At 61.7% G+C, this 26,942-nt stretch carries 29 protein-coding genes and 1 pseudogene; 19 read left to right on the top strand and 11 right to left on the bottom strand.

Going from position 1 to position 26,942, the window contains the following annotated elements; all coding sequences use genetic code 11:
• Window positions 1-155: 155 nt before the first annotated feature.
• Window positions 156-515, top strand: a complete 360-nt coding sequence (locus AC04SG_RS20975; RefSeq protein WP_488552615.1) for an SPW repeat protein — start codon at window positions 156-158, stop codon at window positions 513-515.
• Between the two features lie 162 nt (window positions 516-677).
• Here the strand turns inward: AC04SG_RS20975 and AC04SG_RS20970 are convergent, their stop codons facing one another.
• Window positions 678-2,231, bottom strand: a complete 1,554-nt coding sequence (locus tag AC04SG_RS20970) for a trimethylamine methyltransferase family protein (protein ID WP_488552614.1) — start codon at window positions 2,229-2,231, stop codon at window positions 678-680.
• 12 nt (window positions 2,232-2,243) lie between these two features.
• Window positions 2,244-2,447 (bottom strand): annotated as a pseudogene (locus AC04SG_RS20965) (glycine cleavage T C-terminal barrel domain-containing protein); the annotation flags it as partial.
• Window positions 2,448-2,473: 26 nt separating this feature from the next.
• On the opposite strand from AC04SG_RS20965, the gene AC04SG_RS20960 reads away from it, so the two are divergent.
• The 8 genes from AC04SG_RS20960 to AC04SG_RS20925 all read left to right on the top strand — a co-directional run bounded on the left by AC04SG_RS20960 (window position 2,474) and on the right by AC04SG_RS20925 (window position 10,106).
• Complete coding sequence (locus AC04SG_RS20960) at window positions 2,474-2,683, top strand: hypothetical protein (protein WP_488552613.1); 210 nt, start codon at window positions 2,474-2,476, stop codon at window positions 2,681-2,683.
• A gap of 94 nt (window positions 2,684-2,777) precedes the next feature.
• On the top strand, window positions 2,778-3,155 hold the full coding sequence (locus AC04SG_RS20955) for a nuclear transport factor 2 family protein (RefSeq protein WP_488552612.1): 378 nt from the start codon (window positions 2,778-2,780) through the stop codon (window positions 3,153-3,155).
• 97 nt (window positions 3,156-3,252) lie between these two features.
• Window positions 3,253-4,185, top strand: a complete 933-nt coding sequence (locus AC04SG_RS20950; RefSeq protein WP_488552642.1) for an NAD(P)-dependent alcohol dehydrogenase — start codon at window positions 3,253-3,255, stop codon at window positions 4,183-4,185.
• Window positions 4,186-4,228: 43 nt separating this feature from the next.
• Window positions 4,229-4,933: a helix-turn-helix transcriptional regulator gene (locus AC04SG_RS20945; RefSeq protein ID WP_488552611.1), complete on the top strand. Its 705-nt coding sequence runs from the start codon at window positions 4,229-4,231 to the stop codon at window positions 4,931-4,933.
• A gap of 215 nt (window positions 4,934-5,148) precedes the next feature.
• Complete coding sequence (locus AC04SG_RS20940) at window positions 5,149-7,308, top strand: transglycosylase domain-containing protein (RefSeq protein WP_488552610.1); 2,160 nt, start codon at window positions 5,149-5,151, stop codon at window positions 7,306-7,308.
• Window positions 7,309-7,577: 269 nt separating this feature from the next.
• Window positions 7,578-8,162: a DUF1214 domain-containing protein gene (locus AC04SG_RS20935; protein ID WP_488552609.1), complete on the top strand. Its 585-nt coding sequence runs from the start codon at window positions 7,578-7,580 to the stop codon at window positions 8,160-8,162.
• Window positions 8,155-8,703, top strand: a complete 549-nt coding sequence (locus tag AC04SG_RS20930) for a DUF1254 domain-containing protein (RefSeq protein ID WP_488552608.1) — start codon at window positions 8,155-8,157, stop codon at window positions 8,701-8,703. Before AC04SG_RS20935 ends, AC04SG_RS20930 begins: the two co-directional genes overlap by 8 nt.
• Window positions 8,704-9,107: 404 nt before the next feature.
• On the top strand, window positions 9,108-10,106 hold the full coding sequence (locus AC04SG_RS20925) for a hypothetical protein (protein WP_488552607.1): 999 nt from the start codon (window positions 9,108-9,110) through the stop codon (window positions 10,104-10,106).
• Here AC04SG_RS20925 and AC04SG_RS20920 read toward each other — a convergent pair.
• The 3 genes from AC04SG_RS20920 to AC04SG_RS20910 form a co-directional block, all read right to left on the bottom strand.
• Complete coding sequence (locus AC04SG_RS20920; protein ID WP_488552606.1) at window positions 10,093-10,440, bottom strand: DUF1491 family protein; 348 nt, start codon at window positions 10,438-10,440, stop codon at window positions 10,093-10,095. The genes AC04SG_RS20925 and AC04SG_RS20920 overlap by 14 nt on opposite strands.
• Window positions 10,441-10,513: 73 nt before the next feature.
• Window positions 10,514-11,302, bottom strand: a complete 789-nt coding sequence (locus tag AC04SG_RS20915) for a peptidoglycan-binding domain-containing protein (protein WP_488552605.1) — start codon at window positions 11,300-11,302, stop codon at window positions 10,514-10,516.
• Window positions 11,277-13,022 (bottom strand): PAS domain-containing sensor histidine kinase, encoded by a 1,746-nt coding sequence (locus tag AC04SG_RS20910; protein ID WP_488552641.1) that lies wholly within the window; start codon window positions 13,020-13,022, stop codon window positions 11,277-11,279. The genes AC04SG_RS20915 and AC04SG_RS20910 overlap by 26 nt, the downstream gene beginning before the upstream one ends.
• Window positions 13,023-13,559: 537 nt before the next feature.
• Here AC04SG_RS20910 and AC04SG_RS20905 point away from each other — a divergent pair.
• Both AC04SG_RS20905 and AC04SG_RS20900 read left to right on the top strand, forming a co-directional pair.
• The gene (locus tag AC04SG_RS20905; RefSeq protein WP_488552604.1) at window positions 13,560-13,934 is read left to right on the top strand and encodes a DUF5330 domain-containing protein; all 375 of its coding nucleotides are present in this window, start codon (window positions 13,560-13,562) and stop codon (window positions 13,932-13,934) included.
• A 115-nt stretch (window positions 13,935-14,049) separates the two neighbouring features.
• Entirely contained in the window at window positions 14,050-14,478 is a 429-nt protein-coding gene (locus tag AC04SG_RS20900) for a SufE family protein (RefSeq protein ID WP_192256860.1), read from the top strand.
• Window positions 14,479-14,538: 60 nt separating this feature from the next.
• Here AC04SG_RS20900 and AC04SG_RS20895 read toward each other — a convergent pair whose 3' ends face one another.
• A complete protein-coding gene (locus AC04SG_RS20895; RefSeq protein WP_181058877.1) occupies window positions 14,539-14,964 on the bottom strand; it encodes a Ros/MucR family transcriptional regulator in 426 nt (141 codons plus the stop codon).
• 415 nt (window positions 14,965-15,379) lie between these two features.
• On the bottom strand, window positions 15,380-15,751 hold the full coding sequence (locus tag AC04SG_RS20890) for an SH3 domain-containing protein (RefSeq protein ID WP_488552603.1): 372 nt from the start codon (window positions 15,749-15,751) through the stop codon (window positions 15,380-15,382).
• 126 nt (window positions 15,752-15,877) lie between these two features.
• On the opposite strand from AC04SG_RS20890, the gene AC04SG_RS20885 reads away from it, so the two are divergent.
• The 3 genes from AC04SG_RS20885 to AC04SG_RS20875 all read left to right on the top strand — a co-directional run bounded on the left by AC04SG_RS20885 (window position 15,878) and on the right by AC04SG_RS20875 (window position 19,182).
• The gene (locus AC04SG_RS20885; protein ID WP_488552602.1) at window positions 15,878-18,022 is read left to right on the top strand and encodes a S9 family peptidase; all 2,145 of its coding nucleotides are present in this window, start codon (window positions 15,878-15,880) and stop codon (window positions 18,020-18,022) included.
• Entirely contained in the window at window positions 18,019-18,645 is a 627-nt protein-coding gene (locus AC04SG_RS20880; RefSeq protein WP_488552601.1) for a LysE family translocator, read from the top strand. Before AC04SG_RS20885 ends, AC04SG_RS20880 begins: the two co-directional genes overlap by 4 nt.
• Window positions 18,646-18,792: 147 nt before the next feature.
• A complete protein-coding gene (locus tag AC04SG_RS20875; protein WP_112564128.1) occupies window positions 18,793-19,182 on the top strand; it encodes an SET domain-containing protein in 390 nt (129 codons plus the stop codon).
• 6 nt (window positions 19,183-19,188) lie between these two features.
• Here the strand turns inward: AC04SG_RS20875 and AC04SG_RS20870 are convergent, their stop codons facing one another.
• The 4 genes from AC04SG_RS20870 to AC04SG_RS20855 all read right to left on the bottom strand — a co-directional run bounded on the left by AC04SG_RS20870 (window position 19,189) and on the right by AC04SG_RS20855 (window position 22,414).
• The gene (locus tag AC04SG_RS20870) at window positions 19,189-20,139 is read right to left on the bottom strand and encodes a cytochrome c (RefSeq protein WP_192256572.1); all 951 of its coding nucleotides are present in this window, start codon (window positions 20,137-20,139) and stop codon (window positions 19,189-19,191) included.
• Window positions 20,140-20,148: 9 nt separating this feature from the next.
• Window positions 20,149-20,586: a c-type cytochrome gene (locus tag AC04SG_RS20865; RefSeq protein ID WP_112564124.1), complete on the bottom strand. Its 438-nt coding sequence runs from the start codon at window positions 20,584-20,586 to the stop codon at window positions 20,149-20,151.
• A 161-nt stretch (window positions 20,587-20,747) separates the two neighbouring features.
• A complete protein-coding gene (locus AC04SG_RS20860) occupies window positions 20,748-21,350 on the bottom strand; it encodes a superoxide dismutase (RefSeq protein WP_142866647.1) in 603 nt (200 codons plus the stop codon).
• Window positions 21,351-21,535: 185 nt separating this feature from the next.
• Window positions 21,536-22,414 (bottom strand): branched-chain amino acid aminotransferase, encoded by an 879-nt coding sequence (locus tag AC04SG_RS20855; protein ID WP_488552600.1) that lies wholly within the window; start codon window positions 22,412-22,414, stop codon window positions 21,536-21,538.
• Between the two features lie 167 nt (window positions 22,415-22,581).
• On the opposite strand from AC04SG_RS20855, the gene AC04SG_RS20850 reads away from it, so the two are divergent.
• The 5 genes from AC04SG_RS20850 (at window position 22,582) to AC04SG_RS20830 (ending at window position 26,942) form a co-directional block, all read left to right on the top strand.
• Window positions 22,582-23,244, top strand: coding sequence for a haloacid dehalogenase type II (locus tag AC04SG_RS20850; RefSeq protein WP_142866649.1), 663 nt, complete (start codon window positions 22,582-22,584; stop codon window positions 23,242-23,244).
• 299 nt (window positions 23,245-23,543) lie between these two features.
• A complete protein-coding gene (locus tag AC04SG_RS20845; protein WP_488552599.1) occupies window positions 23,544-24,350 on the top strand; it encodes a L,D-transpeptidase in 807 nt (268 codons plus the stop codon).
• Window positions 24,351-24,745: 395 nt separating this feature from the next.
• Complete coding sequence (locus tag AC04SG_RS20840; protein ID WP_488552598.1) at window positions 24,746-24,946, top strand: hypothetical protein; 201 nt, start codon at window positions 24,746-24,748, stop codon at window positions 24,944-24,946.
• 461 nt (window positions 24,947-25,407) lie between these two features.
• On the top strand, window positions 25,408-26,322 hold the full coding sequence (locus AC04SG_RS20835) for a helix-turn-helix transcriptional regulator (RefSeq protein ID WP_488552597.1): 915 nt from the start codon (window positions 25,408-25,410) through the stop codon (window positions 26,320-26,322).
• Window positions 26,323-26,522: 200 nt separating this feature from the next.
• On the top strand, window positions 26,523-26,942 hold the full coding sequence (locus tag AC04SG_RS20830) for a hypothetical protein (RefSeq protein ID WP_488552596.1): 420 nt from the start codon (window positions 26,523-26,525) through the stop codon (window positions 26,940-26,942).

Here is a 26,942-nt window from a genome sequence, read left to right as displayed (position 1 = left end):
CCGACCCTGTTCGGTAGCTACGCCATGACTTCGCAGCCATCGGCCGCCCTGGGGCAGGTCCTTGAAGGTCATTTGAAGCGTAATTATATCAACAACTAAGCGTGCGGTGCACGCGAAACGTAGTGCTTTGGTCAAGCTTCTCTATGGAGGTTGTCATGGCCAATAAACTCATGGAAGGAAAACGTGGCCAGGATTTGATTAATCTGATCCTTGCCGTTTGCCTGTTCGTCTCACCCTGGGTAGTCGGCTTCGCCGCTGAAACCACTGCCGCTTACAACGCCTGGATTGTTGGCGTTGTGCTCGGTGCGCTGGCTTTCGCGACGCTTTCCGTATTCGCCGAGTGGGAAGAGTGGGTGAATCTTGTTCTCGGGCTCTGGCTAATCGTCTCGCCCTGGCTGCTTGGTTTTATGGCGAACGCAAACGCAATGGGAACCCATGTGGTTCTTGGCGTGCTGGTGGTTCTCGCATCGGCCTGGGCAGTCTGGGACGTTCATCACCCGCACGCGCATGCGTGATCGGTGACGACAAAGGAGGGGCCCGGCGCGTGGGCGGCGGGCTCCACTGATCGCTGAGAGCGATCGGCCCGTGAGCCGGGCCGCGTGCATATAGCGTGAAAAACAGGACCGCCCGGTCAATATCCGGCGGCCCAGCAGATTATCATTGCCGTTGCGTTCCTTTCACGAGACCGGTGCTGCCCCGCCCTGTTCGGTGCGCCGCTCTATGAATTCATCGAGAATACCTGATGTCGCAGCCGCCGAAGCCGGTGGCTGGAAGTCGGCCAGCACCCGCTTCCAGATGCCGGTGGCGCGTTCGGTGGCCGACTTCGAACCGGACTGCGTCCAGTTGCCGAAATTCGACCAGTCGCCGACCAGCGGCTCGTAGAAGGCGGTGCGGTAGCGCGCCATGGTGTGGCCGGCCGAGAAGAAATGCCCACCCGGCTGGACTTCGGCGATGGCCTCGAAACCGATCGCGTCGTCGTCGCCAGGAGTTGCCGCGCAAAGCTCGGCAATCGACTGCACTGCCTCGATGTCGGTGATCAGCTTCTCGAAAGAGACACTCAGGCCACCCTCTAGCCAGCCCGCCGCGTGGATGCAGACGGTGGCGCCGGCAAGCACCGAACCCCAAAGGGCGAACTGCGACTCATGAGCTGCCTGCGCATCGGAAATGTTGGCGGCACTGCCGGCACCCGAACGCCAGGGAAGGCCGATGAAGCGCGCCAGTTGGCCGGCCCCAAGTGTCGCCTTGACGTGTTCGGGCGTGCCGAATGCCGGCGCGCCCGACTTCATGTCGACATTGGAGGAGAAGGAACCGTAAAGCACGGGTGCACCCGGGCGCACGATCTGCGCCAGTGCCAGACCGGCGAGCGCCTCGGCATGCTGCAGCGTCAGCGCGCCGGCGACCGTGATCGGCGCCATGGCCCCGGCGAGGCAGAACGGCGTGATGACTAGGACCTGCCCGGCGCGGGCGAAGTCGATGATGCCTTGCGCCATCGGAATGTCGAGCTGGCGCGGTGAATTGGTGTTGATGATGGTGTAGCAATGGGCGCCAGCGCGAAATTCATCCTCTGACAGCCCGCGCGCCAGCCGGATCATCTCAAACCCATCCTCGACCTGCGGCGTTCCACGAGCGAAGACAAAGGGGAACTTGTCGGACAGCGTCAACTGCGCGCGGTTGACGGCATAGTGGCGTAAACGGTTGTCGACATCCTGCGGCTCGATGCAGGGGCAAAGCATATGCAGTACGTCGAAATGCTGGATGAGCTTGGTCAATTCCTCGAACGCGCTGAGCGTGCCCGGCCGGCGGCCGCGTTCGAGATCGGTGACGTTAGGTGCGCCAGCGCCGGCGAGGAAGGTCATGGAGCCGAGTTCGAGCGTGAGGTCTCGGCTGCGATCGCCGGCCAGCGCCGGGATCGACTTTGGCGCCGAGGCCAGTGCGGCCGCGACGATGTCTCGACCGATGCGCACCATCTGGCTGTCCTCATCGACCAGCGCACCGGCTTTCGCGTAAATCGCGCGCGCCTCGGGCAGCAGCACCTTGATGCCGAGCTCTTCCAGTACGCGCAGTGCCGTGTCGTGGATGGCGACGACGCGATCGTCCGAAAACACCGGCTGCGGCAGGAACGGGTTTTTGAGCGAACGATAATTCGGGTGGCGGCTCGACCCGCTGCCGGCCTCACCGGTGTGTCCGCGCCGGCGCTCGCGCCTGGTCTCCCTTATGACATCATCGACCATGGCCACCACTCCTCATTGCCTCATTGCCTTGCCGTCAGGGTCGTAGGGTGAAGCCGCGATGACACGTGCAGGCCGCTCGACGCCGACAATGTGCACCGAAAGGTCGGTTCCCTCCCCGGCGAAATCGTCGTCGACCAACGCCAGCGCGACGCTTTTGCCAATCGTGTAACCATAGCCACCGGAGGTGACGAAGCCGACGCGCCGACCCTTGTGCCAACGACCGTCTTGGCGCCATCCGCGAGATGTATCGCCGCCACGGCTATGACGAGGAAGACGCCTTCATCCGGGCGCGCGTGCTCTACTGCATGCAGATCGGCTATTACTTGCTCGACCACAAGGAGCCGGTCGAGGCGCGGGTCAGCCCTCTCGCCGCCTATCTGCGCGCCTTCACCGGCCAGGAGCCGAGCGATGCGGATGTAGCGCATTTCATGCACTTCATGGCGGCTAGGTGACGTCGGGCGCAATCTGCGCGCATCATGCTGACAAAATCTGTCACTGCCTTGTTCTATACCCTGCGCATCATGAACTCCACCAAAGGACAGAACGATGAACAGAACAAACGGCAAGGCCGTGACAGTCGCCAAAGCCTACTTCGACGCCATGGCCGCAAAGGATGTCGACACCATCATATCGCTGTGTGCTGACGACGTGGTCTGCACGTCGCCCGTGGGAGAGCTCCAGGGAGCGCTTGCATTCCGCGGCTTCCAAGAAGGCTTCGCCAAGATGATCAAGAAGCTTACGCCGGTCGCAATTTTCGGCGACGATGAGCATGCCGTCGTGGTCTACAATTCTGAAACCTATCCGGTTCCCAACGCGATTGTCGCCGAGCATATCACCCTCAGCGACGGCAAGATTGCGTCGACGACGGTTATCTACGACGGCACGCCGTTCGTCGCCTACTTACAGACGGTTCAGCCGCACTAAGCCATCAGCGAAAGCCTCATCAATTGATTGCGTCGGCGGCAACCGGCCGCCACGTGCGGCTTGTTGCCGAACCAATCTTCAACAGAAACGACCTGCCATGAAACGAATTCAATATCACCAATATGGTGGCCCGGAATTGATGAAGCTCGAAGACTTCGCGCTTCGCACGCCTGGCAAGGGGGAGGTGGCTGTCAAGGTCAACTTCGCCGCCATCAACCCAATCGACTGGAAGGTGCGTAATGGTGCGCTCAAGATGGTAACGGGAAAGAAATTCCCTCGCGCCTTGGGCAGCGACTTTTCCGGTACCGTGATTTCCGTTGGTCCGCATGTCACCCGCTTCGATGTGGGTGACGCGGTGTTCGGGCTTGCCCAAATCAAAGACGGTGGCGCGATTGGCGAAGCCATAGTTGCCTCGGAAACCTTTCTCGCCAAGAAGCCGGCATCCGTTTCCTTCGAGGAGGCGGCATGTCTTGGAACTCCAGGCGTCACTGCCTGGAACGGCATCATCGACAAGGCAAGCCTCAAGGCCGACGCCAAGGTCTTCATCAACGGCTGCACCGGTGCGGTTGGCGAATCCGCCGTCCAGATCGCACGAATGATGGGAGCCATCGTCTCCGGCAGTTGCAGTGCGCAAGCGATGCAGCGCGCCAAGGAGATGGGAGTGCACCGTGTGTTCGATTATCGCACTATCGATCTCTCAAAGATTAGCGACCATTTCGACGTCGTCTACGATACGGCCGGCACGATGGCGGTCGCGACAGGGCTTGGTTTGCTGCGCAAGCACGGTGTCTTTCTCGACATCAACCCGACGCCCGCAAAGTTCATCCGGGCGGTTTTCAACCGGCACCTCAAGCCGATCGTCTGCACCGCCAGGGCGGACATATTGGACGGCCTGGCTCGCGCTGCCGAGGAAGGAGCGCTCAAGCTGCCGGTCGCCGACGTTGTATCGCTCAAGGACGCGATCCCATTGATCATCACTCTTGAAAAGGGCCGCAAACTCAACGGGAAAGGCCTTGTTGCTATGGGGTGACAGGCCACTGCCACTTTTTGGCACTGGCTGGTAGAATGGTCCGATGTCCAAGAGCAACCGGCTTTTCGACCGTATGCAGATGCTGCGCCGGCACAGCGGTCCTGTACCGGGCACGGAACTCGCACGCGAAGCCGGTGTCTCATTGCGAACCATCTACCGCGACATCCAGACCTTGCAGGCGATGGGGGCCGATATCGAGGGAGAGCCAGGTTTCGGTTATGTGCTGAAGCCCGGGTTTCTGTTGCCACCCCTTATGTTTTCGCAGGAAGAGCTGCAAGCGCTCACTCTTGGCGCACAGTGGGTCAGCCGTCAGACCGATGACGGGTTGGCACTTGCCGCCCAGAACCTGATTGCCAAAGTGGGGGCGGTGCTTCCGGGGGAATTACGGTATCTACTAACTGACAATGCCTTCCATGTCGGCCGCGCGAAGCCTTCATCATCGTCAGTTGATCTCCAATTGCTGCGCCAAGCCATGCGTGAGCAATTCAAGCTTCAACTGGCCTATCGCGACCCAGCAGGTGCCGTGACGCAACGGGTCATCTGGCCGATTATGCTCGGTTTTATCGAAGACAAACGTTTCGTCGCCGGGTGGTGCGAGTTGCGCCAGGATTTTCGCACCTTCCGGATGGATCGGATCGAGCACGCAGAACTCCTCGAAGAGCGCTATCCGGGCCGGAGGCGTGACCTTGCCAAGCGGTGGCGACTTTTGGCGGACGAAGAGAGGACGAAAGCCAATCCCGCTACGTAGCCGCAGGGAGCCGAGCGACGCGGATGTGGCGCGTTTCATACATTTCATCGCCGCGCGCTGATACAGGCGGCATGCCCATGCTCAACAAACCGTGCGGTGTGGCCTGGCTGCCCTTGTGAGCGGGGCTGAAATGGACGAATAGTCTTCGCCGGGTACCCCTGCCCTGAAATTGCCCGCTTGCGGTTCTCAGGTCCTGGGTGGGGTGAGTTTCGGGAATGGCCAGTTCTTTAGAACGACGTCCAAGGAGAAGAGGCCCGATCGCCGCCGCACTGCTGGCGGTGGATGCCTGGATCGATTCCTCACTCTACGAAATCCGCTTCAAGGCCGGCCAGTTCTGGGAATCGGCGACCATTTTTTCGCGGCGCTTCCGCGTCACCGGCTGGCGGCGCGGCATCATCGAGGTGCTAAGCGAAAGTTTCACCATGGGCGCCGGCGGCTTTGTGGTGCTCCTGGCGCTGGCCATGCCGGCCTTCCAGATCACCACGGGCGACTGGCGCAGCCAGGGCGATTTCGCCGTCACCTTCCTCGACCGCTACGGCAACGAGATCGGCCAGCGCGGCATCATCCAGCGCGATTCGGTGCCGGTCGACGAGATGCCGGACCATGTCATCAAGGCGGTGCTGGCGACCGAGGACCGGCGTTTCTTCGAGCATTACGGCATCGACGTGCTCGGCCTGTCGCGCGCCATCTTCGAGAATGTGCGGGCCAATTCCGTCGTCCAGGGTGGCTCCAGCATCACCCAGCAGCTGGCCAAGAACCTGTTCCTGTCGAATGAGCGGACCTTGCAGCGCAAGATCAAGGAAGCTTTCCTTTCGCTGTGGCTGGAGGCCAATCTGTCGAAGAAGGAGATCCTGCAGCTCTATCTCGACCGCGCCTATATGGGTGGCGGCACGTTCGGCATCGAGGCGGCGGCGGATTTCTATTTTGGCAAGAGCGTCAAGGATCTGAACCTCGCCGAGGCGGCGATGCTGGCCGGCCTGTTCAAGGCGCCGACCAAATACGCCCCGCACATCAACCTGCCGGCTGCCCGCGCCCGCGCCAATGTGGTGCTGTCCAACCTCGTCGATTCCGGCTTCATGACAGAAGGCCAGGTGTTGCAGGCACGGCTGCACCCAGCCGAGATCGTCGACCGCGGCGAGCAGAAGAGCCCGGATTATTTCCTCGACTGGGCCTTCGACGAGGTCAAGAAGATCGCCAAGCCCGGCCAGCATTCGCTGGTCGCCCACACCACATTCGACGCCAACATCCAGAAGGCGGCGGAGGAATCCGTCGAATTCCACCTCCGCCAGTTCGGCAAGGAATACAACGTCACCGAGGGCGCCGTTGTGGTGATCGAGACCAATGGCGCTGTGCGCGCCATTGTCGGCGGCCGCGACTATGGCGCCAGTCAATTCAACCGGGCCACCAAGGCGCTGCGCCAGACCGGTTCATCATTCAAACCTTACGTCTACGCCACAGCAATGGAGCATGGCTTCACCCCGGACTCCGTCGTCTCGGGCGGGCCGATCAGTTGGGGCGGCTGGTCGCCGCACAATTACAATGGCGGCTCGGCCGGCAATGTGACGCTGATCACGGCGATCGCCAAGTCGATCAACACCGTGCCGGTGCGGCTGGCCAAGGACTATCTCGGCATCGGTCCGATCAAGGCGATGGCGGAATCATTCGGCGTGGAATCGCCGCTGGAATCGCACAAGACCATGGTGCTCGGTACATCGGGCATGACGGTGATGGACCAGGCGACGGGCTACAGCGTATTCGCGCAGGACGGCTTCGCCGGCTCGCGGCACGGTATCACCCAGCTCGTCACCCGCACCGGCGATGTCGTCTACGACTGGGCCAAGGATGCGCCTGCGCCGCATCGGGTGCTGTCGGAACAGGCGTTGAAATACATGAACACCATGCTGGCGGCCGTGCCGGCGATCGGCACGGCGCGGCGCGCGCAGCTGCCCAACATCGTCGTTGCCGGCAAGACCGGAACGACGCAATCCTACCGCGACGCCTGGTTCGTCGGCTTCACCGGCAACTACACGGCCGCTGTCTGGCTCGGCAATGACGACTTCACCCCGACCCGCAACATGACCGGCGGCACGCTGCCGGCGATGGTGTGGCAGCGGCTTATGGTCTACGCGCACCAGAACATCGACCTGAAGCCGATCCCCGGCCTCGACAAGCCCTTTGTCGATGAAGAAATCGCCGCCAAGGCCGAGGAGGCGGAGAAGAAAAATGCCGATCAGGCGGCACCGGATGCCGCCGCCGAGCGCCCGCCCGTGCTGTCCAGCCGCACGACGCAGACACTGCGCGAAATGACCAAGGTGTTCCAGGCCGCGCCCGTGCTGGTCGCACCATCGGCGCCGGAGACCCTGTCGGCGCTCTGACCAACGCGGCTTTTCCTTCTCCCCTTGTGGGAGAAGGTGGATCGGCGCGCAGCGCCGAGACGGTTGAGGGGTGGGTGACGGAGAGCCGTCGCCGCCAAGCTGGAGCACCCCTCATCCGACCTCGCTTCGCGAGGCCACCTTCTCCCACAAGGGGGAGAAGGGGGAGCGCCGCCCACCTGCTGCCTATCTGCAATTTCGCTACTGGCTTGCCACAAACCCCTCGCCCGCGATATCCCGACCAACAACTCCTTCCTTCGTCCCGGTTCTTCATGCTCAAGACCGCCTTTTTCACGCTGCTTTCGCTTGCCATTGCCATCGGCGGCGGCGGCGGCAGTGTCTGGTATGCGCTGCAGGCGCAGAGCGGGGTCGGCGCGATCAGCATCGGCCAATGGACCGCCTTCCCCGAGATCGGCACGCAAGATGCCGACCCCTATTCGAAGGCGCGCGTGGCGCGCGAGGGCGTACTGGCGCTCGGCAAGGCGGAAGGCTTGTCCTTCATCGCCGAACGCGATGCGGCCGGCGATGAGCTTCAGCGGCAATGCGACTACAGGATCGAAGGCAGTTTCCCCACCGCCCGGTTCTGGACGCTTTATGCCGCCGACCAGTCGCTCAGCGTGGTCGACACCGGCAAGCCGCGCCTGGCGGCACTGCAATCCTACCAGGTGCTGCGCCAGCCCGACAATTCGGTGATCATTGCCGTCGGCAATCGCCCGGCGCCCGGCAACTGGCTTCTGACCGAAGGCTTTGGCCGGATGTATTTCGTGCTCACCTTCTACGACACGCCGATCGCCTCAAGCACCGGCCTTTCCGACGTGACGCTGCCCCATATCGTCAAGGCGGGCTGCAATGCGTAGGCTGCTGCACGCCATCCTGCTCGGCTTGCTCGGTGCCGGCATCGTCCACATCGTCGTGCTCTTGCTGGTGCCGGAGTTTACCGAGCGCGATGCCTGGTCGCGGCTGGCTACGGCATCCGACCTCTACAAGATAACCAGGCTCGACGCAGAGGCCGGCGGCGCGCCGGTGGTCAAGTCGGTCGATCCGCTGTTTTACGCCGCCGCCTGCCGTTTCGACCTTGCCGAAGGCATGGTGCGGATCAAGGCGCCGGGCAGCGTGCCGTTCTGGTCGGTGTCGGTCTATGACCGCAACGGCCACAATTTCTATTCCTTCAACGACCACACCGCGACCGACAGCAAGCTCGACACCGTGGTGCTGACGCCGGCGCAGATGATCGACGTGCGCCGGGAGCTTCCGGAAGACCTGCAAGGGGCGATCTTCGTCGAAGCGCCGATCGAGGAAGGCATCTTCGTCATCCGTGCCTTCGTGCCCGACGACAGCTGGAAGCCGGTTGTCTCGCAGTTTCTGGACCAGAGTTCCTGCGAGCTGCAGGACTACTGATTTTCAGCCCTGATCAGGAGGAGGCTCAGTGGTGCGGAACAGGCATGTTTGGTGTGCCTGGCTTGTCCGAACCGGCCGGCCGCGCCCCGCCCGCCACCGGCGGATGCTCGTAGCGGACGCCTGGGAAAATGATCACCGCCGCCGGCGTGCCGGTGTCCTGAACTGCTCGATTGACTGGTGCCCGTCGCGGCACGAAAGACAGTACCATGCCCATGGTTCGCGTATTCCTCTCGGTTGCCCCGGAGCACAACGCAACGCCTCCAAATGTGATTAAGGCAGGCAGAGGGTTAACGGAGCGCTAACGGATCGCCGCTAATTTGATGTTTGTTCCAGGCCTTACGCGAAACCGACACAGTTGCGGTTGAGCATGGTCCGGGTCGTGTCGAGTGTCGGGCGTATCTTCCGTGTCAGTTTCGGATTTCAGGCAAATCGCTATACGGACGGAATCGGGAAAAGCCGAAAGGCTGTTTCGCGCCGCCGTGTCGGCGTTCTGCTCGCTGACCCGCCCGTCACGCCGTGAGATCGCCCAGCTCGAGGATCTGACGCTGCCGCTTTTCGAGACTGTGTCGGTCGAATCACGCCGCTATGTCGCCGCTGCCCTTTCCGAATGCGAATATGCGCCGGCTGCCCTGGTGCGGCGGCTTTGCGAGGAGCCGGTCGATGTCTGCGCGCCCTTGATTGTCCGTTCCCGCACCCTGAGCGATATCGACCTGATTGCGCTGATCGGCCGTCACGGCCTGCCGCACGCGCGCGCCATTGCCCGCCGCAAGGATTTGAACCCGACCATCGCGCAGCTGATCAAGGCGCTGGAGAAACCAACCCTGGTGCGGGTGCGGCAGCCCGAGCCGATCGCCCAAGTGGCGGGCGACAGTGCCGAATCCGCTCCCACCGCTCCCACCCCACCCAAACTGCCCGGCAGCGCTGCCGAAAGCGCCAGGCGCCGGCTGCGCACGATGATGCTCGCCGAGGGCGAGGCGACATCGGTCAATCCCTTCGTCGGCTCAGCAACCTACGGCAAGCTGCGCGAGACGGCGCTGACCGGCAACGCCGCTTTCTTCCAGACCGCGCTTGCCGACGCGCTCGACATCGACTTTTCGACGGCGCGCGCGCTGACCGAACAGTCGAGCTACCTCTCGCTGCTTGCCGCCTTGCGGGCGCTCGACCTCAGCGAGGACAGGGCGTTCCTGATCACGGTCGCGGTCTACCCCCGGGAGTTCCCGCACCCGCAGGCGATCCGGATCTTCCTCGACCGCTACCGCCTGCTGCACCACGAGGCGGCTCTCGAAAAGCTCCGCGGTTGGAAGGCCGAAACAGTGTCTCGAGCGGTGCGCGGCAACGCACCAGTAGCCGCAAACGCCGACCAGGTGCCGGATGGCGACAAGGCAAGCCTCAAGGCATCTTGACGGAGAGAAGTTCCTCGACGGGAACCGAGCCGGCCTCGATCTCGACCACCCAGATATCGGGATCGAATTTTTTCTCCCGCTCCAGCCTGGTATCCAGCACGGTGGCATCGTCGCCTGCGCCGAGCAGCGTAAAAAACCGGTCATCCGGTTTGGCCGAATCGTAGCTGGTCTGCGGCGCCGGGCCGAACAGGGAGACCTCGCCCAGCCGGCCGCGCGACAGCACGAAGACAGCGCCGGCCTCGGTCGCGCCGCGCTTGACGACGGCCGCAAAGCCGCCGGCGCCGAACACACGGCGCAACAGGGCCGACACCCAAAGATCGGTGGTTACGCGCATGGCAGGGTTCCGGACGACATGCGCAGGGTCTTAGCCGGATTTTTGCCCATCGGCGAGCGGTCGTCCGGCCCGCTCAGTTGGTCAGGCCGATTTCGCGCATCTTGACGTAGACGACCTCGTCCGGCTCGCCGGTCTGCGGCAGGCCGAACAGCGACTGGAATTCCTTGATCGCGGCCTTGGTGCGGGCGCCGACGACGCCGTCGAGCTGCATGTCGTCATTGCCGAATGCCTTCAACCCGGCCTGGATCTTGACGATGCGGGGATCGGGCGCCTGGGCGGATTCCGGTGCTGAGACCGGAATTGGCGCGGGGGCAGCCGTAGGCGCGGCAGCGGGAGCAGCGGCCATATCCACGGGCCGTGGCACCGGATGGGGAATACCGGCCGTCGTCTGCTTGGCGCCGAGCTGGTCGAGCAGGACGGCGTCGATCTCGCCGGATGCCGGCAGGCCGACCTTCTGCTGGTAGGCCTGGATGGCCTTGTGGGTATTCGGCCCGGAAATGCCGTCGACGGTGCCGGTGTAGAAATCGAGGTCCTTGAGGATGCCTTGCACCTGCTCGACCGTCGGGTCGCTCTTGGCCGGCGCCGGGCCAGGCCGCAGTATGTTGATGGTGGTTTCGGGTTCGTCCGTGCCGGGGTGCGGAAAACCCTCGATGCTGCGAGTGGCGAAGAAGGCGCCGGCATGCGGAAACGGCTGGTACCATAGCGCGTTGGCGGAAACGTAGAACAGCGTTACCAGAAAGGCTGTCGAGCCGCCGACCAGGACCGGATTGCGCGAGATCGCTCCGCCGAGCGCAATCGCGCCGGCCTCGAAAGCGCCGCTGCGGCGCTTGACCGCCTTAGGCTGTTTTGCGGAGCGAGCCATTCCTGTCCCCTTTCGCGTCGCCCTTCGTCCTGGTCGCGGGCATCGGCAGCACGCCGTTCCTGTCGGTCGTGCGCTTCTTCGGCCCGTTCACCGGCAGGCTGATCGTGACCGTGGTCCCCTCGCCCGGCATGCTCTCGATCGACATCGTGCCGTCGTGCAAGGCCACCAGGCCCTTGACCAGCGACAGGCCGAGCCCGGTGCCCTCAAAGCGGCGCGTATAGTCGTTCTGGATCTGCATGAACGGCTTGCCGAGATTGGCGAAATCCTCTTCGGCGATACCGATACCGGTGTCCCTGACCCAGAAATGCAGCCGCGTGCCGATCCGCTTGGCGCCAACGACAACATCGCCGCCATCTGGCGTAAACTTGATCGCATTGGAGACGAGGTTGATCAGGATCTGCTGCACGGCGCGACGGTCGGCATTGATCTCGCCGGCGTCGGGCGCAATCTGCGCCTGGAGGTCGATATTCTTGGCGTTGGCCTGCAACTGCATCATCGACCGGCACATCTCGACCGCCTCGATGAAGCGGAACGGTTCGGGCTCGGTTGCGTAGGCGCCGGCCTCGATCCTCGAGACGTCCAGGATCGAGGTGACGACGGCAAGCAGATGCTGGCCCGAATCCCTGACCAGGCCGACATATTCCTTCTGGCGCGGGTCCTTGAAGCCGCCGAACATCTCGTGCAGCAGCATATCGGAAAAACCGATGATGGCGTTGAGCGGCGTGCGAAGCTCGTGGCTGACCACGGCCAGGAAGCGGCCTTTCGCCACCTCGGCCGACGCTGCCGCCTCATTGGCGGCGGCAAGCTCGTCGCGCAGTTCGGCGATCTCGTCGTTCTCGCGCAGCAGCAGGGTGAAGGTTTCCTGCTGCTCTTCGGCCCGAACCAGTTCGAGCTGGAATGGCCGGTAATTGTCGGCCATCGGAGCATTGCCGTCCTGGGGCAGCCGTACCCGAAGATCGAGCCGCCGCGCCAGGGCGCCATCGCGCAGGTCGGCAAGCGCGCTCAGATAAGCAACGCGATCGGACAGATGGATGCGGTCAAACAGGCCGGCGCCGAAAAGCAGTTCCGGCGGCAGCTTCAGGATGGTGCGCGCCTTGGCCGAGGCATCCAGGATCTCGCCATGCCGGGCAACATGCAGAACAACGGCGTCGATCATGTCCTCGAGGCGGTCGCTTGGAAGGAGCGCGGGCTGCGCAAGTGCGGCACCGCCAAGGGCTGCAAGCCGGGGAACCAGCGTCAGCCCCCAGGCCAACGGCAGAAGCCAGTGCCATGCCGCGACTTGCACCGCGCCGAGCGGGACGACAGTGCCGACAAAGGGCTGCAGCAGCACCGCGGCAAGGGCGGAAATGCCGCCCCAAAGTGCCGCGCGCTTTGAACCAGCGATCCACCAGGCTTCGAATGGCAGCGCCAGAGCCAGCAGCGCAACCGGCGACGCCAGGCCGCCCGCTGCCGCGATGGCGCCGGCAAGGGCAAGACCGCCGGCGGCAAGCGCGACCTGGGCGGCCAGCGCCATCTTGCCCGACGCCGCCACCAGCAAGGCCGCGAACCAGCAAAGACCGAAGGCGGCGAAGATAGTTGCGACAGTGACGGCGGCGCCCATCCCCGAGGTGACCAGTGTCACCGCGGCACCCGCGGCAAAGAACGGAGCGGCAAGCATGATGCCGATGAACCGGCGCTGGCGCAGGCGGTCGTCCCGGCCAACGATGGCCGGATGGACCATGCGTTCGCAACCGGCCGCCAGCGCGCCAGGCAGTTCAAGATATCTGGCCTTTATCAAACTCAACTCAACGCACTCGCACCCGGTCGTGACTGCCCCTGCTTTGCAGGTCGTTTTTGTTTGTTTGAAACTCGCATCGAGCGTTTAAGGAATGAATAAGGCTGACCGGAACAACGACCTCCCTGCGGCAAAAATTGCGGCGCAGGCGCCAGAATGCACCGTCATTTGCGGCCATAGTAAACGGAGCGTTATGGGCAAAAGGCGTGCCTGCGGCGGCAAAATCCTGAGCCGGCATGCCAGCACCTCTGGATATATCCATTCATAACAATCGCTTAGATGGTTAGTGCAAGGTGAAGAGAACCGGCGGCGTTTGAAACCAATGCATTGCAAAATGCTTCGTTTCGAATTTGCCTAAAATTTGAGGAAAATTTTCGCTGAGCAAGCAAGCCGTCCTTTGCGCCTCATGTGTCATTGTCGCTGAGATAAAAGAGGTCATGGCGCATGGACGCATGATCCGGTCATGGACGAGAGGGCAATTCGATGGGCTTTCTGATAAGAATGGCGTTCTGGTTTTCGCTGGTGCTGCTGGCGCTGCCACTGAGCGTCGGCTCCGACAAAGAGGGCCACGAGAGCGTCGGGCCGATCCAGGCACTGTTTGCGGCGCGCGAGGCGGTCGGCGACATCGCCGGCATTTGCGAGCGCAAGCCCGATGTCTGCGAGACCGGCAAGTCGGCGATGCATACGATCACCGCCCGGGCCAAGGAAACCGCCAAGATCGCCGCCGCCATGCTGGACGACAAGGGCACCGAGCCCGAGACGTTGCCCGATACCTCACTGGCAACCGGCAGCGTCGCCGAGGACATTGTGCTGCCGGCGACCGTCAACATCCCGGCCAAGCTGGTGGCGAAGAACTAACACCGTTTCCGCTGTCTCTACAGCGACACCGCAGGCCGGTCGCACCTCCCGGCGCCTGCGGTGTTTTTCTTCTTTTTCCGTGACGCCGCAGCCGCGGATGACTATATCCCAAGCAATGGCCACGACGATCCAGATGATCCGCGACGACTTTTCCCTGCTCGACGAGTGGGAAGACCGCTATCGCTATGTGATCGAGCTCGGCGAAGCGCTGCCGCCATTTCCCGACGCCGAACGCAATGCCGTGAACAAGGTGCCTGGCTGCGTCAGCCAGGTCTGGCTGACCACTGAACAAGCGCCGGGCGCCGATCCCGTCATCACCTTCACTGGCGATTCGGACGCCCATATCGTGCGCGGCCTAGTCGCCATCATGCTGGCATTGTTTTCGGGACGGTCCGCCAGCCAGATCCTGGAAACCGACGCCGAGGCGACGCTGAAGTCGCTCGGCCTCGACGAACATCTGTCGCCGCAGCGCGCCAACGGTCTGCGCTCGATGGTCAAGCGCATCAAGCGCGACGCGGAGATGGCGCTCAAGCAAACTGCTTGACCCCGGGAACAAAAACGGCGCCTCGAAGGCGCCGTTGATCTTGTCGAACTGGAGCCGGTGTTACCGGCCCTTGCGCTTGCGACCGAGGCCCATCTTCTTGGCCAGCTGCGAACGGGCAGCGGCATAATTGGGGGCAACCATCGGGTAGCTGGCGTCCAGATTCCACTTCTCGCGGTATTCATCGGGCGTCAGACCGTAGTGGGTCATCAAATGACGCTTCAGTGACTTGAACTTCTTGCCATCTTCAAGGCAGACAATGTAGTCGTCATGGACAGAGCGCTTCGGGTTTACCGCAGGCTTCTGCTTGTCGGCCGGAGGTTGTTCGCTCGTTCCGCCCACGCGCCCGAGAGCGGCATGGACGTCGGCGATAAGATTCGGCAGTTCGCCGACTGGCACGGGATTGTTGCTGACGTAGGCGGCCACCACATCGGCGGTCAACTCGATCAGCGCATCGCTATTTCTAGAAGGTGTTTCGACGATATCCATGGTGTTCAGGCCCCAACGAAAGATGTTTCTGTTTGCGCCCTTTTTGAGAGATCGGGCATGGCGCGAATTTCACGCGGGAAGAGCTTCATGGATTCGCGTCCGGGCATCTTAATGAGCCTGCGGACCAAGTAAGTCAATTCGCATCTTGCGCTATATTCAATGATATTCATCGAATAGTCGCTCTTCAGCTTCAATCTTTCGTGCACTCTGTAACTTCGCGATATTTTCTGGTCGGACCAGGACTGGCATGACGTAAGGTCATGCATCACTAAATCAGCAAGGACTCATAAAATGGATAGCGATGCTTAGCCTATGCTTTGCAGGCTCGAATAGCTGAATTTCTGGATTCGTACAAAATCAGAAGTTGCAAGGTGTTTGCGAAACCCGCCGAAGGAACACCTGCTTAGAACCGGATTCAATAGGGAACGAGGTATTTTCCGTAGACCCAGCCAGTAACGAAACCACCATTTTGCGCCGGGTCGTGCCAAACTTGACACCATTGGTAGCGAATTGCCTGTTCCTGTCTCCAGTCCGGCTTGCCGGCGATCTCGAGAAGGTTCAGCCCCCCGGTGCACTTGCCGGTCATCTGCAGGATGGTCCCGTTGGGATAGGCCGCCTGCTTCTGGGATGCGTTGGACGGATATTTGCGAATGTTGAGCGTGTCGCCGAACGGCACGCCAGCCACTTGCCAAGCGGCGAACGCGGTTGCATGAGACTGGCCGGTGAAAGCCAGAACGGTCGAAGCGACGACGAGAGCCGCAGCGGTGCTGACATGGAAATTCGTCATCCTCTCCTCCTTACATCTTCTGCGGCTCATCTTTCCGAGCCCGCCGCCACCAATGCCTGCCTGCCCTTGAACCCGCGCTGATCGGCGTGTTCATTTGCCATTCAAGAACTTCTTCAGTGAGACGCAATGACCAAGACCCCAGCTTTTCCGACCGCTCGCCCGCCGAGCCCTGAGAAACACCCAGTCTTCGACACGCATCACGGCTTCACCCGCACCGACGATTATGCCTGGCTGAGGGCGGATAACTGGCAGGCGATGTTCCGAGATCCTTCCCTGCTCGATAGCCGCATCCGCGCCCATCTCGAAGCCGAGAACGCCTATCAGACAGTGCTGATGGCCGATACCGCAGGGCTTCAGAAGCAACTGTTCGGCGAGATGAAGAGGCGCATCAAGGAGGACGATTCGACGGTGCCGATGAAGGATGGCCCCTATGCCTATGGCTCGTCCTTCAAGCTTGGCGGCGAACAACCACGCTATTTCCGCATCCCGCGCGACGGCGGCGATGAGCAGATCCTCCTCGACGGCGACGCGGAAGCCGAGGGCAAGCCGTATTTCCGCCTCGGCGGCGTTGACCATTCGGCCGATCACCGCAAGCTCTTGTGGGCGTTCGACGACAAGGGCTCCGAATTCTTCACGCTGCGCGTGCGCGACCTCACCAACGGCAAGGAATTGCCTGACCAGATAGACGCCACCAGTGGTGGTGGCACCTGGAATGCCGCCGATGACGGTTTCTTCTATACCAGGCTCGACGACAATCATCGCCCGTCCAAGGTGCTGTTTCATGCGCTCGGCGACAGCCCTCAAAATGACCGGCTGATCTACGAGGAAACCGATCCCGGCTTCTTCATGGATGTCGGCGGCACACGCTCCAACGAATGGATCATGATCGGCATCAACGATCACGAAACCTCGGAATACCGCCTGATGCGCGCCGATGAGCCGTTCGCCGAACCCAAGCTGGTGGCGGTGCGCGAGATCGGCCTGCAATATGATCTGGAGGAAGGCGGCGACATCTTCTTCATCCTCACCAATGCCGACGGCGCCAAGGACTTCAAGATCATGACGGCGCCGGCTGATGACCCGGTGCGCGCCAACTGGGAAGAGCTGGTGGCGCACGAACCGGGCCGGCTGATCCTGTCGGTGGTCGGCTTCAAGGACCATATGGTCAGGCTCGAGCGCAAGGAAGGCCTGCCGCGCATCGTCGTGCGCGACCGCCGCAACGGCGAGGAGCACCTGATCTCGTTCGACGAGGAAGCCTTCTCGCTCGGCCTGTCGGGATCCTATGAGTATGACACCGAGATCATGCGCTTTACCTATTCGTCGATGACGACGCCGGCGCAGGTCTTCGACTACAACATGCGCAGCCGCGAGCGAGTGCTGCTGAAGACCCAGGAAGTGCCGTCCGGCCACGATCCGGACCACTATGTCACGCGCCGGCTGATGGCGCCCGCCGCCGATGGCGAGTTGGTGCCGGTTTCGCTGCTGCATCATCGCGACACGCCGCTCGATGGCTCGGCACCTTGCCTGCTCTACGGCTACGGCTCCTACGGCATCGCCATTCCGGCGGCCTTCAACACCAACTGGTTCTCGCTGGTCGACCGCGGCTTTGTCTTTGCCATCGCCCATGTCCGCGGCGGCAAGGACAAGGGCTATGGCTGGTATGACAACGGCAAGCGGGCGCACAAGATGAACACGTTCACCGATTTCATCGCCGTCGCGCAGCACCTCGTCGCCGAGCGCTACACACAACATGATCGCATCGTCGCGCAAGGCGGCTCGGCCGGCGGCATGCTGATGGGCGCGATCGCCAACATGGCGCCGCGCAGTTTCGGCGCCATCGTTGCCGAGGTTCCTTTTGTCGACGTGATGACCACCATGCTCGACGCAAGCTTGCCGCTGACGCCGCCGGAATGGCCGGAATGGGGCAATCCGATCGCATCAGCGGAGGACTATCGGATCATCGCCGCCTACTCGCCCTATGACAATGTCGCGGATCACGACTACCCGCCGATCCTGGCGCAGGCCGGCCTCACCGATCCGCGCGTCACCTATTGGGAGCCGGCCAAGTGGGTGGCGCGGCTGCGCGAGCGCAAGAGCGGGACCAATCCGGTGCTGTTCAAGATCAACATGGATTCCGGCCATGCCGGCGCGTCGGGCCGGTTTTCCAGGCTGGAGGAGATCGCTTATACCTATTCCTTTGCGCTGAAGGTTACGAGCAAGCTCGAACCTGAGGTGATGGGCAAGGCCGAGATTGCGAAGGAGGCGTCGTGATCGATCTATCCACCTTGATGGCCTACGTCGCGGTTGTGCTTGGCTTTGTGTTCATTCCAGGCCCAGCCACACTTTTGACGGTGGCGCGAGCGACGAGTTCCGGGACCCGGGTTGGCATCGCGACGGGCGCCGGCGTCGCGGCTGGCGATGTGTTCCATACCGTCATGGCGATGGTCGGCATTTCGGCGATCATCGCCACGTCGGCAACGCTGTTCAGCATCGTAAAATACATTGGCGCGGCGTATCTGGTTTACCTCGGCATTCGCGCGATCATCGAGAGAACACCGGCCAACCCTACTGCCGGCGTGCTGGCGATCTCCGCCGGCAAGGCGTTTCGACAGGCTGTCCTGACCGAGGTGCTCAATCCAAAGACCGCGCTTTTCTTCCTCGCCTTCCTGCCCCAGTTCGTGCGGCCTGAAAACGGATCGGTAATGCTCCAGCTGATGACGTTGGGCATAATCTTTGTTCTGCTCGGCCTTTTCAGCACAGTCGTCTTTGCCGTAAGCGCGGGGAAGCTCGGTACGTTCCTGCGCCGCAATCCATCAGTGGTGAAATGGCAAGGCAGGGTGGTCGGCGGTATCTACTGTGCGTTGGGCGTTCGTCTGGCCTTGCAGCAGCGCTGATGTCGGAGCGAAAGGCGCGCCCAGTCGAGGCGTGCCGATCATCACTTTTTGAATTCCGCGCTGCTCATTTTCACTCGCAATTGTAATGGCTGCGCGCTACCCAATGCGCGCCACCTTCCAGACAATGACATACGCAAAGGGGCCACTATGTTGCTCGTAGACACCTATCTCGAGAAATCGCCGATCCAGGGCATCGGTGTTTTCGCAAAGACCCACATTGCCAAGGGCACGCTGGTCTGGAAGCTCGACCCGCGCTTTGACCGGCTGATCGACGTTGAAACCTATGAGGGCGAGAGCGGGCCGGTGAAGAGCTACCTCGACCGCTATTCCTATCCCGACCGCCGCGATCCGAACTACATCGTCTTCGAAGCCGACGATGCCCGCTACATGAACCATGACGACGAACCGAATTGCGATGTTTCTTCGCCCGAGGAGACCTATGCCTTGCGCGACATCGCGCCCGGCGAGGAACTGACCTGCAATTACAGTCACTTCTTCGAAACGGGCTTCGACTTCCTCGGTGACCGCCACCTTTAGTCGGGATCACTTAGCCGGCTTGCTTCGCGCCGGATAGCCATTGGGATGCGGCGGCACTGCCTTGAGATAGGCGGCTATTGCCGTGCGATCTTCCGGCGTCAGCCGGGCCATGTTGCGCTGGACGTCGACCATGGCGCCGCCGACCGAATCGAAATCGGGCGTAAAACCGGTTTCGAGATAATTGGCGATGTCGGCTTCCGACCAGTCGCCGATGCCGCCCTCGCCCGAGGTGATGTTCGGCACAATGCCGCTGCCTTCGGCGGCGGTGGCACCCGCCAGCCACTGGCTTTTCCTGGTGCCGCCGCTGAGTTCGCGCGGCGTGTGGCATTCGCCGCAATGGCCGGGTCCCTCGACCAGATAGCGGCCGGCCAACACCGGGTCAGGCGTGCCGTCGGCCAAGGCGATCACCGGCTGGTTGCTGAGGTAGAGCCGCTTCCACAGGCCGAGACCGCGACGGATGTTGAAGGGGAAACTGAGCGAGTTGTCCGGCGCCTTGCCGGCGACCGCCGGCAGCGTCTTCAGGAAGGCATAGAGATCGGCAATGTCAGCCGGCTTCATGCGGGCGTAGGACGCGTAGGGAAAGGCCGGATAGAAATGCTCGCCGGAAGGCGACACGCCTTTCAGCATGGCATTGGCGAGGTCCTCGACCGTCCAGGCGCCGATGCCGTCCTTGGGATCCTGCGAGATGTTGGGCGGCACGAAGGTGCCGAACGGCGTCTTGAGTTCAAGGCCACCGACGAGTTGGAGACGGGCCTCGCCTTGCGAGCCCGGCTTGGCGTGACAGGAGGTGCAGCCGCCGGCATAGAAAATGCGTTTGCCCCTGGCGGCGTTGCCGGGGCCAAGCTGTGCCAGGGTATCAGTGTCGAGTTTCACTGGCGCCGACAACAACCAGCAGGCGCCGGCGCCGGCGACGCCCAGGACAAGGGCGGCGCCGATGAGTTTTTTCAACAGGGCCATTGCCCGGGATCAGCCCTTCTTCACCCGATAGGTCTGGTGGCAGGTGCCGCAATCGTTGCCGAGGGTGCCGATCTGCGCCTTGAGCGCATCGACATCGGCAGGTGCGGCGGCGACAGCGGCCTTGACGTCGGCGACGTATTTCTCGTTCGTGGTCTTGAAGCCCGCCATGTCTTGCCAGATTTTCGGCGAAGCGGTGGTGTCACCGCTGTCGCTGCCAGCCGGGAACAGCGCATCGACATCGACCTTCTCGGCATTGACCTGCAACGCCTGCAGCGCCGTCAACACGGCGGCGGCATCGAAGTCTGCTTCCCCCTTGGCGATTTTTGACAAGCCGCCGACGAGTTTTCCGCGCTCCTTCATCAGTCCCTGTCGGTCGAGGATCGGGTCGGCAAAGGCGGCCGAGGCGGCGAGGCTGAGCATAGAGATGGCGATGACAAGCTTTCTCATTCAATTGGCTCCAGGATGATGAGGGGTCGCGACCTGACGTTAACGGATGGCGGACTGAGATTATTCCCTGCTCGCCGCACGGAAACTGCCGCTTTGCAGTATGCCTCCGCTTCGATCTGAAAAAAGAAAAGCCCCGGGGATGCCGGGGCTTTCTGGATCGATCAGGCTTTCGCTTTTTCGTACATTTCGAGGACGTGGTCCCAGTTGATCAGGCTGTCGACGAAGGCCTCGAGATATTTCGGCCGCGCGTTGCGATAGTCGATGTAATAGGAGTGCTCCCAGACATCGACGCCGAGGATCGGCGAGGCGCCGTGGACCAGCGGGTTCTCGCCGTTCGGCGTCTTGGAGATTGCCAGCTTGCCGTCCTTGACCGAGACCCAGGCCCAGCCCGAGCCGAACTGCGTGGTGCCGGCGGCTATGAAGTCGGCCTTGAACTTGTCGTAGCCGCCGAGGTCGGCATCGACCGCCTTCTGCAGGGCGCCGGGAAGCTTGTTGCCGCCGCCGCCCTTCTTCATCCACTTCCAGAAATGGATGTGGTTGTAGTGCTGGGCGGCGTTGTTGAAGAGGCCGGCATTCTTGCCGAACGACTGCTTGACCACCTCTTCGACCGACAGGTCGCCAAGACCGGCTTCAGCGGCCAGCTTGTTGCCGTTGTCGACATAGGCCTTGTGGTGCTTGTCGTGGTGATACTCCAGCGTCTCTTTCGACATGTAGGGCTGCAGAGCCTCGTAGTCATAGGGCAAGGCGGGCAATTCAAAAGCCATCGGTCATACTCCTCATGGAAAAATCCGGTGCGTATACCGGATTAAGATAGGGCTGGATTGTTCTGGAACAACTCCGGAATGAAGCGCCGGTTCCTTTCTAAGCGGGTTCCGGAAAAGTGTCACACGGTTTTGCGGACAGGATGCTGCGTCAAAAAAGAACGCCCAGCAAACGAGGCGGCGGCGGCTCAGCCGGCTGGCGTCGAATGCGCCCATTCCCAATAGAGCTCGCGCGCCTTCTTGGCCACCGGCCCGGGCTGGAGATTGCGGTCCTCGATGCGGGTGATCGGCACGACCTTGGAATGGTTTCCGGTCGAAAAGATCTCGTCGGCCTCGAGAAAGTCGCGCACCGACAGCGTCTTTTCGGTGGTCTTGAAGCCATAGTCGCCAAGCAGCGTCATGGTGCGCGAGCGGGTTATGCCGGACAGGAAAGTGCCGTTCGGCGCCGGCGTCAGCACGTGGCTGTCCTTGACCAGGAAGATGTTGGAGGTTCCGGTCTCGGCGACATTGCCCAGCATGTCGAGCACAAGTGCATTGTCGAAGCCGCGCATCTTGGCTTCGAGAATGGCGCGGCCATTGTTGGGGTAGAGGCAGCCTGCCTTGGCATTGGTCGGCATGGTTTCGATCGTCGGCCGCCGGAACGGCGAGACGGTGATCGAAAACCCGGTAGGCGAGATCATCGGCGATTCGTAGAGGCAAAGGCAGAAGCGGGTCGATGCCGGATCGGCCGGCACGCCCATATAGCCGCCATGCTCGGCCCAGTACATCGGCCTGATATAGACCGCCGTCTTGCCGTCGAACTTCTTCAGCCCGTCCCAGGTCAGGCCGACGATCTTGTCGACGCTCATCGACGGCTTGAGGCCTAGCGCGATCGCGGAAGCATTCACCCTGGCGGCATGCAGTTCGAGGTCGGGGGCGACGCCTTCGAACCAGCGGGCGCCGTCGAAGACGCTGGTGGCAAGCCACATGGCGTGGCTGCGCGGCCCAAGGATGGCGACGTTGCCTTCGTACCAGTCGCCGTCGACGAAGGTCCATGTCGCCGATTGCGCCGCAGTCGCCAGTGTCATTGCTCGGTTCCGCTTCGATGCTGCCTGTCTGGTATCATTGGAAGATGCTTTGGCGGGCGCCGTCAACCGGCATGGAGCGGATTTTGTTGAGGCCAGCGAGCCCAGAAAGCGATCAAGTCTGCAATCGATGCTTGCACCTTGCCCCGCCTGCCCTCAAAACTGTCGCCATGCATTACGCGGCTTACGTTTTCGACGCCTACGGTACGTTGTTCGACGTGCACGCCGCCGTGCGCCGTCACGACGGCGAGATCGGGCCGGACGGCCAGCTGCTGTCGGAAATCTGGCGCGCCAAGCAGCTGGAATATTCCTGGGTGCGCACGCTGATGGGCGGTTATGCCGATTTCTGGCAGCTCACCGAACAGGCGCTCGACTTTGCCTTGCGCAAGGTCCCTTCGGCAGACAAGGGGCTGAAGGCCAAGCTGCTCGAAGCTTATTGGCGGCTCGACTGCTATCCGGAAGTGCCGGCCGTTCTAAAGGCGCTCAAAGCGTCCGGCGCCAAGTTGGCAATCCTCTCCAACGGCTCGCCCGAGATGCTGGAAGCAGCGGTCAAGTCGGCGGCCCTCGACCAGGTGCTGGACGACATCTTTTCCGTCGATGCCGTCAAGCGCTTCAAGACAGACCCGTCGACCTACGACATGGTGGCGACGGGCTGGCGTCTCTATCCCGGCGCGGTCTCGTTCCAGTCCTCCAATCGCTGGGATATTGCCGGCGCGACCAAATTCGGTTTTCGCACCGTGTGGATCAACCGCGCCAACCAGCCCGAGGAATACAGGGACTTCCCGCCGGCGCTGATCCTGCCGTCGCTGGAAGGATTGTTGACAGGCGGCTAGAGCAATTCCAGGAAAAGTGTGAAACGGTTTTCCCGGGAAAAGCGCGCAGCGCTTTCCCTTGGAAAATTGCGCAGAAGGAAAGACGCAGAGCAGTCGGCGTTTCTGTGAAACGATGAACTGCTCAAGGGCTCTGTTGCCTCAAAGCAACAGTGGCATGACGGTCACAGCTTCGCCTTTGTTTGTCCACCCTCAGGCCAGAATCGGAACCGCCTATCGCCCCAGGCATTGGGGGAGACCAACACTGCGCCGCCTGGAAGCATTCACGCTTTCTTGCGACTTGAGACTTAAAAAAGGCAACCATGTTGAAGACCGAAATCGACCCCTATCGCCTGAGCCGTCGCGGCTTTCTGAACGCCGCAGCCCTTGGCGCCGCCTCGATTGCGGTCTCCGCCTGCACCACCACCGAACCAGCGCCGGCGCCGGTCGAGCCGCCGCCGACTTATGTCGATCCGCCGCTCGGCGACTACGCGACGATGTACGGCCCGATTTCGGACAGCGGCTTCGACCTCCCAGCTATCCCGATCAAGAAGATGGACCCGCAGTTCCTGCGCCAGATCGTTCCCGATCCGACCGGCCAGAGACCGGGCACCATCATCGTCGATACGACCAACCATTTCCTCTATCTGGTGCGCGAGGGCGGCCAGGCGATCCGTTACGGCGTCGGTCTCGGCCGCGCCGGCTTCGAATGGTCGGGAGACGCCGTCGTCCAGTGGAAGCAGAAATGGCCGAAATGGACGCCGCCGGATGAGATGGTCGCCCGGCAACCGGAACTGGAGCAATACAGCGCCAAGAATGGCGGCATGCCCGGCGGCCTCAAGAACCCGCTCGGCGCCCGCGCGCTCTATCTGTTCCACGACAATGTCGACACACTCTACCGCCTGCACGGCTCGCCGGAATGGAACTCGATCGGCAAATCCGTCTCGTCAGGCTGCGTGCGCCTGATAAACCAGGACATCATCGACCTCTACGACCGCGTGCCCTCGAAGAGCCCGGTCATCGTGACGTCCGATATCGGCCAGCCGATGGTGGCGAGCGCAAACCGCACAGCCATTCCGATCGACGGCGGCGTGCCGGACGGTTCTGTCCTGCTCGGCCCGGTGAACTGATCGGCAGCTTTTCCGATTCTGGGTCAAGCAGTGGGATTCCGCTGTCCCTGCTTTTTCCCGGTTCGGATCGTCCCAAACCCTCGTCATTTTCGGCGGCCTGAGCACCGGATTTCGCGCTCCGTGCGTCACCGGGGAGCCGATGATCCATTTGGGACATTCCGGCAGATTCCGATAACTTTACGCGAATGCCCGGGTTCCGCATCCAAGAGATGCCAGGTCGGCCGCAGGAGGCCAAGGAAGACTTCCAGACGAGCTATGGAGCCGGCGTAATCGACGCGCCCGTGCACCGTCAATTCCGACTCGCCTGTATTTCGTCTCCGATGCATGTATATTAGGCGGGAATAGAATTGCGGGTATATACGTTTCATTAGATCATTGATGGCGGGGGAACGCCAATGGTGGGATTCGATTTCGATAGTCCGCCTGCCGACAGCGCCGAGGTCAATTTGTCGGCCGAATGCGAGCGCCAATTGCTGCCGCTCGTCCGCGAAATTGTCGAAGCCGCGGTTGCCGCCGGGTGGAGCCGGGAGGATGTTCTTCTCGCCATGGTTGAGCTGTCCTGGGATCTGTACGAGAAACGTCGAAGCGATCTCTAACAGCCCTGCGCGAACCGGATAATTCTGTATCGGGGTCACTGCACGGTCACCGATCGGGTAGCTCGGCGCGTCCTGGACAAATCCTCGAAAGCGCTGGTCGGAAAAGGGGCCACCATGCGAGGCAGCGCGTCCGTCGCAATGGCGGCATAGGCCGAGCAGGTTCGGCGATGGCCGCGCGATTTATGTTCTGCATGCAACGCTGGATTGTGAAGTGGCGCCCGATGCACAACAACTAGGCACAAAATGGTAAGATAAGATCGGAAAATCGTCAGATTAGTTCGCGCTAAAACAACGGAATATGCAGATTTATAGACCAAGTCCCGCCAAAGTCTTGATTTCTCCTGAAAATTTTCTTTTCAATACAAAGCAACACCTCTAAAGGTTCGAAGGAACGCCCAGGAACAAGCGTGAATTCTGGGCGCCTCCATACAACACAGGATTGGATTGATCGGCGCGTGGTCGTGGCAGAGACGAAGATGCAAAACAGAGGCAACGTCCTGGAAAGCGCCGACCGGCGGCGCGCGGATCGGCGCATCTTCGACGGAATTCCGGAAAGCGCGGGGCGGTGCCTGGTCACGTTTCGAGGCGGTGCCGCTCATGTCGTTCATGGGCCGGGATCACATACATTCAAAGCGGCGGAACATTTCGGTTCCGTTCTGCTTGCGCCCTCACCCGGGATAGCGGCATCGCTGGGCAGCGACAAAGTCCACGAATATGACGGCGACGTCGGTATGATCATGATCGTCCCAGCCGATCTCGGCGGCAAGGTGACACGGTCATCCACCACGGAGAGCGTAATCGTGGCGCTCACCCCCGAGAGTCTCTTCGAGCTGGCAACGCGTGAATTCGGCACCGGCCATGCCGAGCTTCAACCGCCGCCGTTCGGGACCGTCGATTTCCAGGCGCTGCAACTCGCGCAGTTGCTGAAGGTGGAACTGACGGATCGGGAAACTCCAAACGAGTTCTATGTCGATTCGTTGGTCACCATGTTCGGCGTCCATTTGCTTCGGAACTACGCAGGAGCGCGAAAGTTGCCACAAGGCCCAAAAGGCGGTCTGTCGAACCGCAGCGCCCGGCGGGTGCGGGAATTCCTGGACGTAAATTTTTCCAGCAAGATCGCGGTGGCCGAGCTAGCCGCACTCTCCGGCCTTTCGCCGAGCCATTTCATCCTGGCATTCACGAAAACCTTCGGCGAGCCGCCGCACAAATATCTGCTGCGGCTGCGTCTCGATTTCGCCGAGAAACTTCTCGTCGAAAGCGAGCTGTCGATAGCCGAAGTCGCGCATCTGAGCGGCTTTTCAGACCAGAGCCACCTGACCGTCACCATGTCCAAATACCGCAGCAGAACCCCTAAGCAGGTGAAGCTGCAGCGGTGATATTTGCCGCGGCGCGTCTCCGCAGCCAAAAGTTGCGTGGCAGAGCGGCCACACCTGCCCGCTCAGCGCTCAAAGACCGGATTTTCCTACAAAGATTCCGGACTTTTCCAAAATACAGACACCGCGAACGTGCTCATGGTCGCGATGGGAAGTCATTTGGGGCGGGGGCAACCAGATGAAGCAGCATGTCGGATTGTCCCATGGACATTCAATTCGCGGAAATCGAAGTCTTCGCACCCAAGGCCGAAGCGGCTTGGGCCGCGTTGCAGCGCCAGTATGCCAGCCGGATCAGCGGTGCGGAACTCGACCACCTCCTGGCCTGTTTCGTGCTTGGACTAACCTCTCCGGCTTGTGGCGAAGGCGACCCGGGATTTCATTTCGACCTCTGCCGCGCGCTGGTGGCGATAAACCTGTCGCCGGAGCGGACCGAAGCCGCGTTGCATACGGTTCCTGAGCCGACGCAGCCATGGGTCGCGAGCGCCTGCCAGCTGATTGAAAAACAAGGTGCGAAGATAGGTCTCTCGCTGCGAGAGACGACGGGTAATTTCAAGGATTTTTTGGTCGTCGAGGCGAATGATGCGGCACATCAGGGCGCCTCGGCAATTGCGAGGGAAAAGTAG

The sequence above is a fragment of the Mesorhizobium sp. CNPSo 4684 genome (assembly GCF_057784315.1).
The sequence above is the reverse complement of the archived record's forward strand: the minus strand, read 5'-3'. Positions and strand labels throughout refer to the sequence as shown.

Coding starts and splice junctions, on each gene's coding strand:
- AC04SG_RS20845 (WP_488552599.1), top strand. CDS start 23,544: ATGTTGAAGACCGAAATCGACCCCTATCGCCTGAGCCGTCGCGGCTTT.
- AC04SG_RS20945 (WP_488552611.1), top strand. CDS start 4,229: ATGTCCAAGAGCAACCGGCTTTTCGACCGTATGCAGATGCTGCGCCGG.
- AC04SG_RS20890 (WP_488552603.1), bottom strand. CDS start 15,751: ATGACGAATTTCCATGTCAGCACCGCTGCGGCTCTCGTCGTCGCTTCG.
- AC04SG_RS20900 (WP_192256860.1), top strand. CDS start 14,050: ATGGCCACGACGATCCAGATGATCCGCGACGACTTTTCCCTGCTCGAC.
- AC04SG_RS20855 (WP_488552600.1), bottom strand. CDS start 22,414: ATGACACTGGCGACTGCGGCGCAATCGGCGACATGGACCTTCGTCGAC.
- AC04SG_RS20910 (WP_488552641.1), bottom strand. CDS start 13,022: ATGGTCCATCCGGCCATCGTTGGCCGGGACGACCGCCTGCGCCAGCGC.
- AC04SG_RS20895 (WP_181058877.1), bottom strand. CDS start 14,964: ATGGATATCGTCGAAACACCTTCTAGAAATAGCGATGCGCTGATCGAG.
- AC04SG_RS20870 (WP_192256572.1), bottom strand. CDS start 20,139: ATGGCCCTGTTGAAAAAACTCATCGGCGCCGCCCTTGTCCTGGGCGTC.
- AC04SG_RS20850 (WP_142866649.1), top strand. CDS start 22,582: ATGCATTACGCGGCTTACGTTTTCGACGCCTACGGTACGTTGTTCGAC.
- AC04SG_RS20915 (WP_488552605.1), bottom strand. CDS start 11,302: ATGGCTCGCTCCGCAAAACAGCCTAAGGCGGTCAAGCGCCGCAGCGGC.
- AC04SG_RS20935 (WP_488552609.1), top strand. CDS start 7,578: ATGCTCAAGACCGCCTTTTTCACGCTGCTTTCGCTTGCCATTGCCATC.
- AC04SG_RS20930 (WP_488552608.1), top strand. CDS start 8,155: ATGCGTAGGCTGCTGCACGCCATCCTGCTCGGCTTGCTCGGTGCCGGC.
- AC04SG_RS20950 (WP_488552642.1), top strand. CDS start 3,253: ATGAAACGAATTCAATATCACCAATATGGTGGCCCGGAATTGATGAAG.
- AC04SG_RS20885 (WP_488552602.1), top strand. CDS start 15,878: ATGACCAAGACCCCAGCTTTTCCGACCGCTCGCCCGCCGAGCCCTGAG.
- AC04SG_RS20970 (WP_488552614.1), bottom strand. CDS start 2,231: ATGGTCGATGATGTCATAAGGGAGACCAGGCGCGAGCGCCGGCGCGGA.
- AC04SG_RS20865 (WP_112564124.1), bottom strand. CDS start 20,586: ATGAGAAAGCTTGTCATCGCCATCTCTATGCTCAGCCTCGCCGCCTCG.
- AC04SG_RS20840 (WP_488552598.1), top strand. CDS start 24,746: ATGGTGGGATTCGATTTCGATAGTCCGCCTGCCGACAGCGCCGAGGTC.
- AC04SG_RS20920 (WP_488552606.1), bottom strand. CDS start 10,440: ATGCGCGTAACCACCGATCTTTGGGTGTCGGCCCTGTTGCGCCGTGTG.
- AC04SG_RS20860 (WP_142866647.1), bottom strand. CDS start 21,350: ATGGCTTTTGAATTGCCCGCCTTGCCCTATGACTACGAGGCTCTGCAG.
- AC04SG_RS20875 (WP_112564128.1), top strand. CDS start 18,793: ATGTTGCTCGTAGACACCTATCTCGAGAAATCGCCGATCCAGGGCATC.
- AC04SG_RS20940 (WP_488552610.1), top strand. CDS start 5,149: ATGGCCAGTTCTTTAGAACGACGTCCAAGGAGAAGAGGCCCGATCGCC.
- AC04SG_RS20975 (WP_488552615.1), top strand. CDS start 156: ATGGCCAATAAACTCATGGAAGGAAAACGTGGCCAGGATTTGATTAAT.
- AC04SG_RS20905 (WP_488552604.1), top strand. CDS start 13,560: ATGGGCTTTCTGATAAGAATGGCGTTCTGGTTTTCGCTGGTGCTGCTG.
- AC04SG_RS20955 (WP_488552612.1), top strand. CDS start 2,778: ATGAACAGAACAAACGGCAAGGCCGTGACAGTCGCCAAAGCCTACTTC.
- AC04SG_RS20960 (WP_488552613.1), top strand. CDS start 2,474: ATGTATCGCCGCCACGGCTATGACGAGGAAGACGCCTTCATCCGGGCG.
- AC04SG_RS20830 (WP_488552596.1), top strand. CDS start 26,523: ATGGACATTCAATTCGCGGAAATCGAAGTCTTCGCACCCAAGGCCGAA.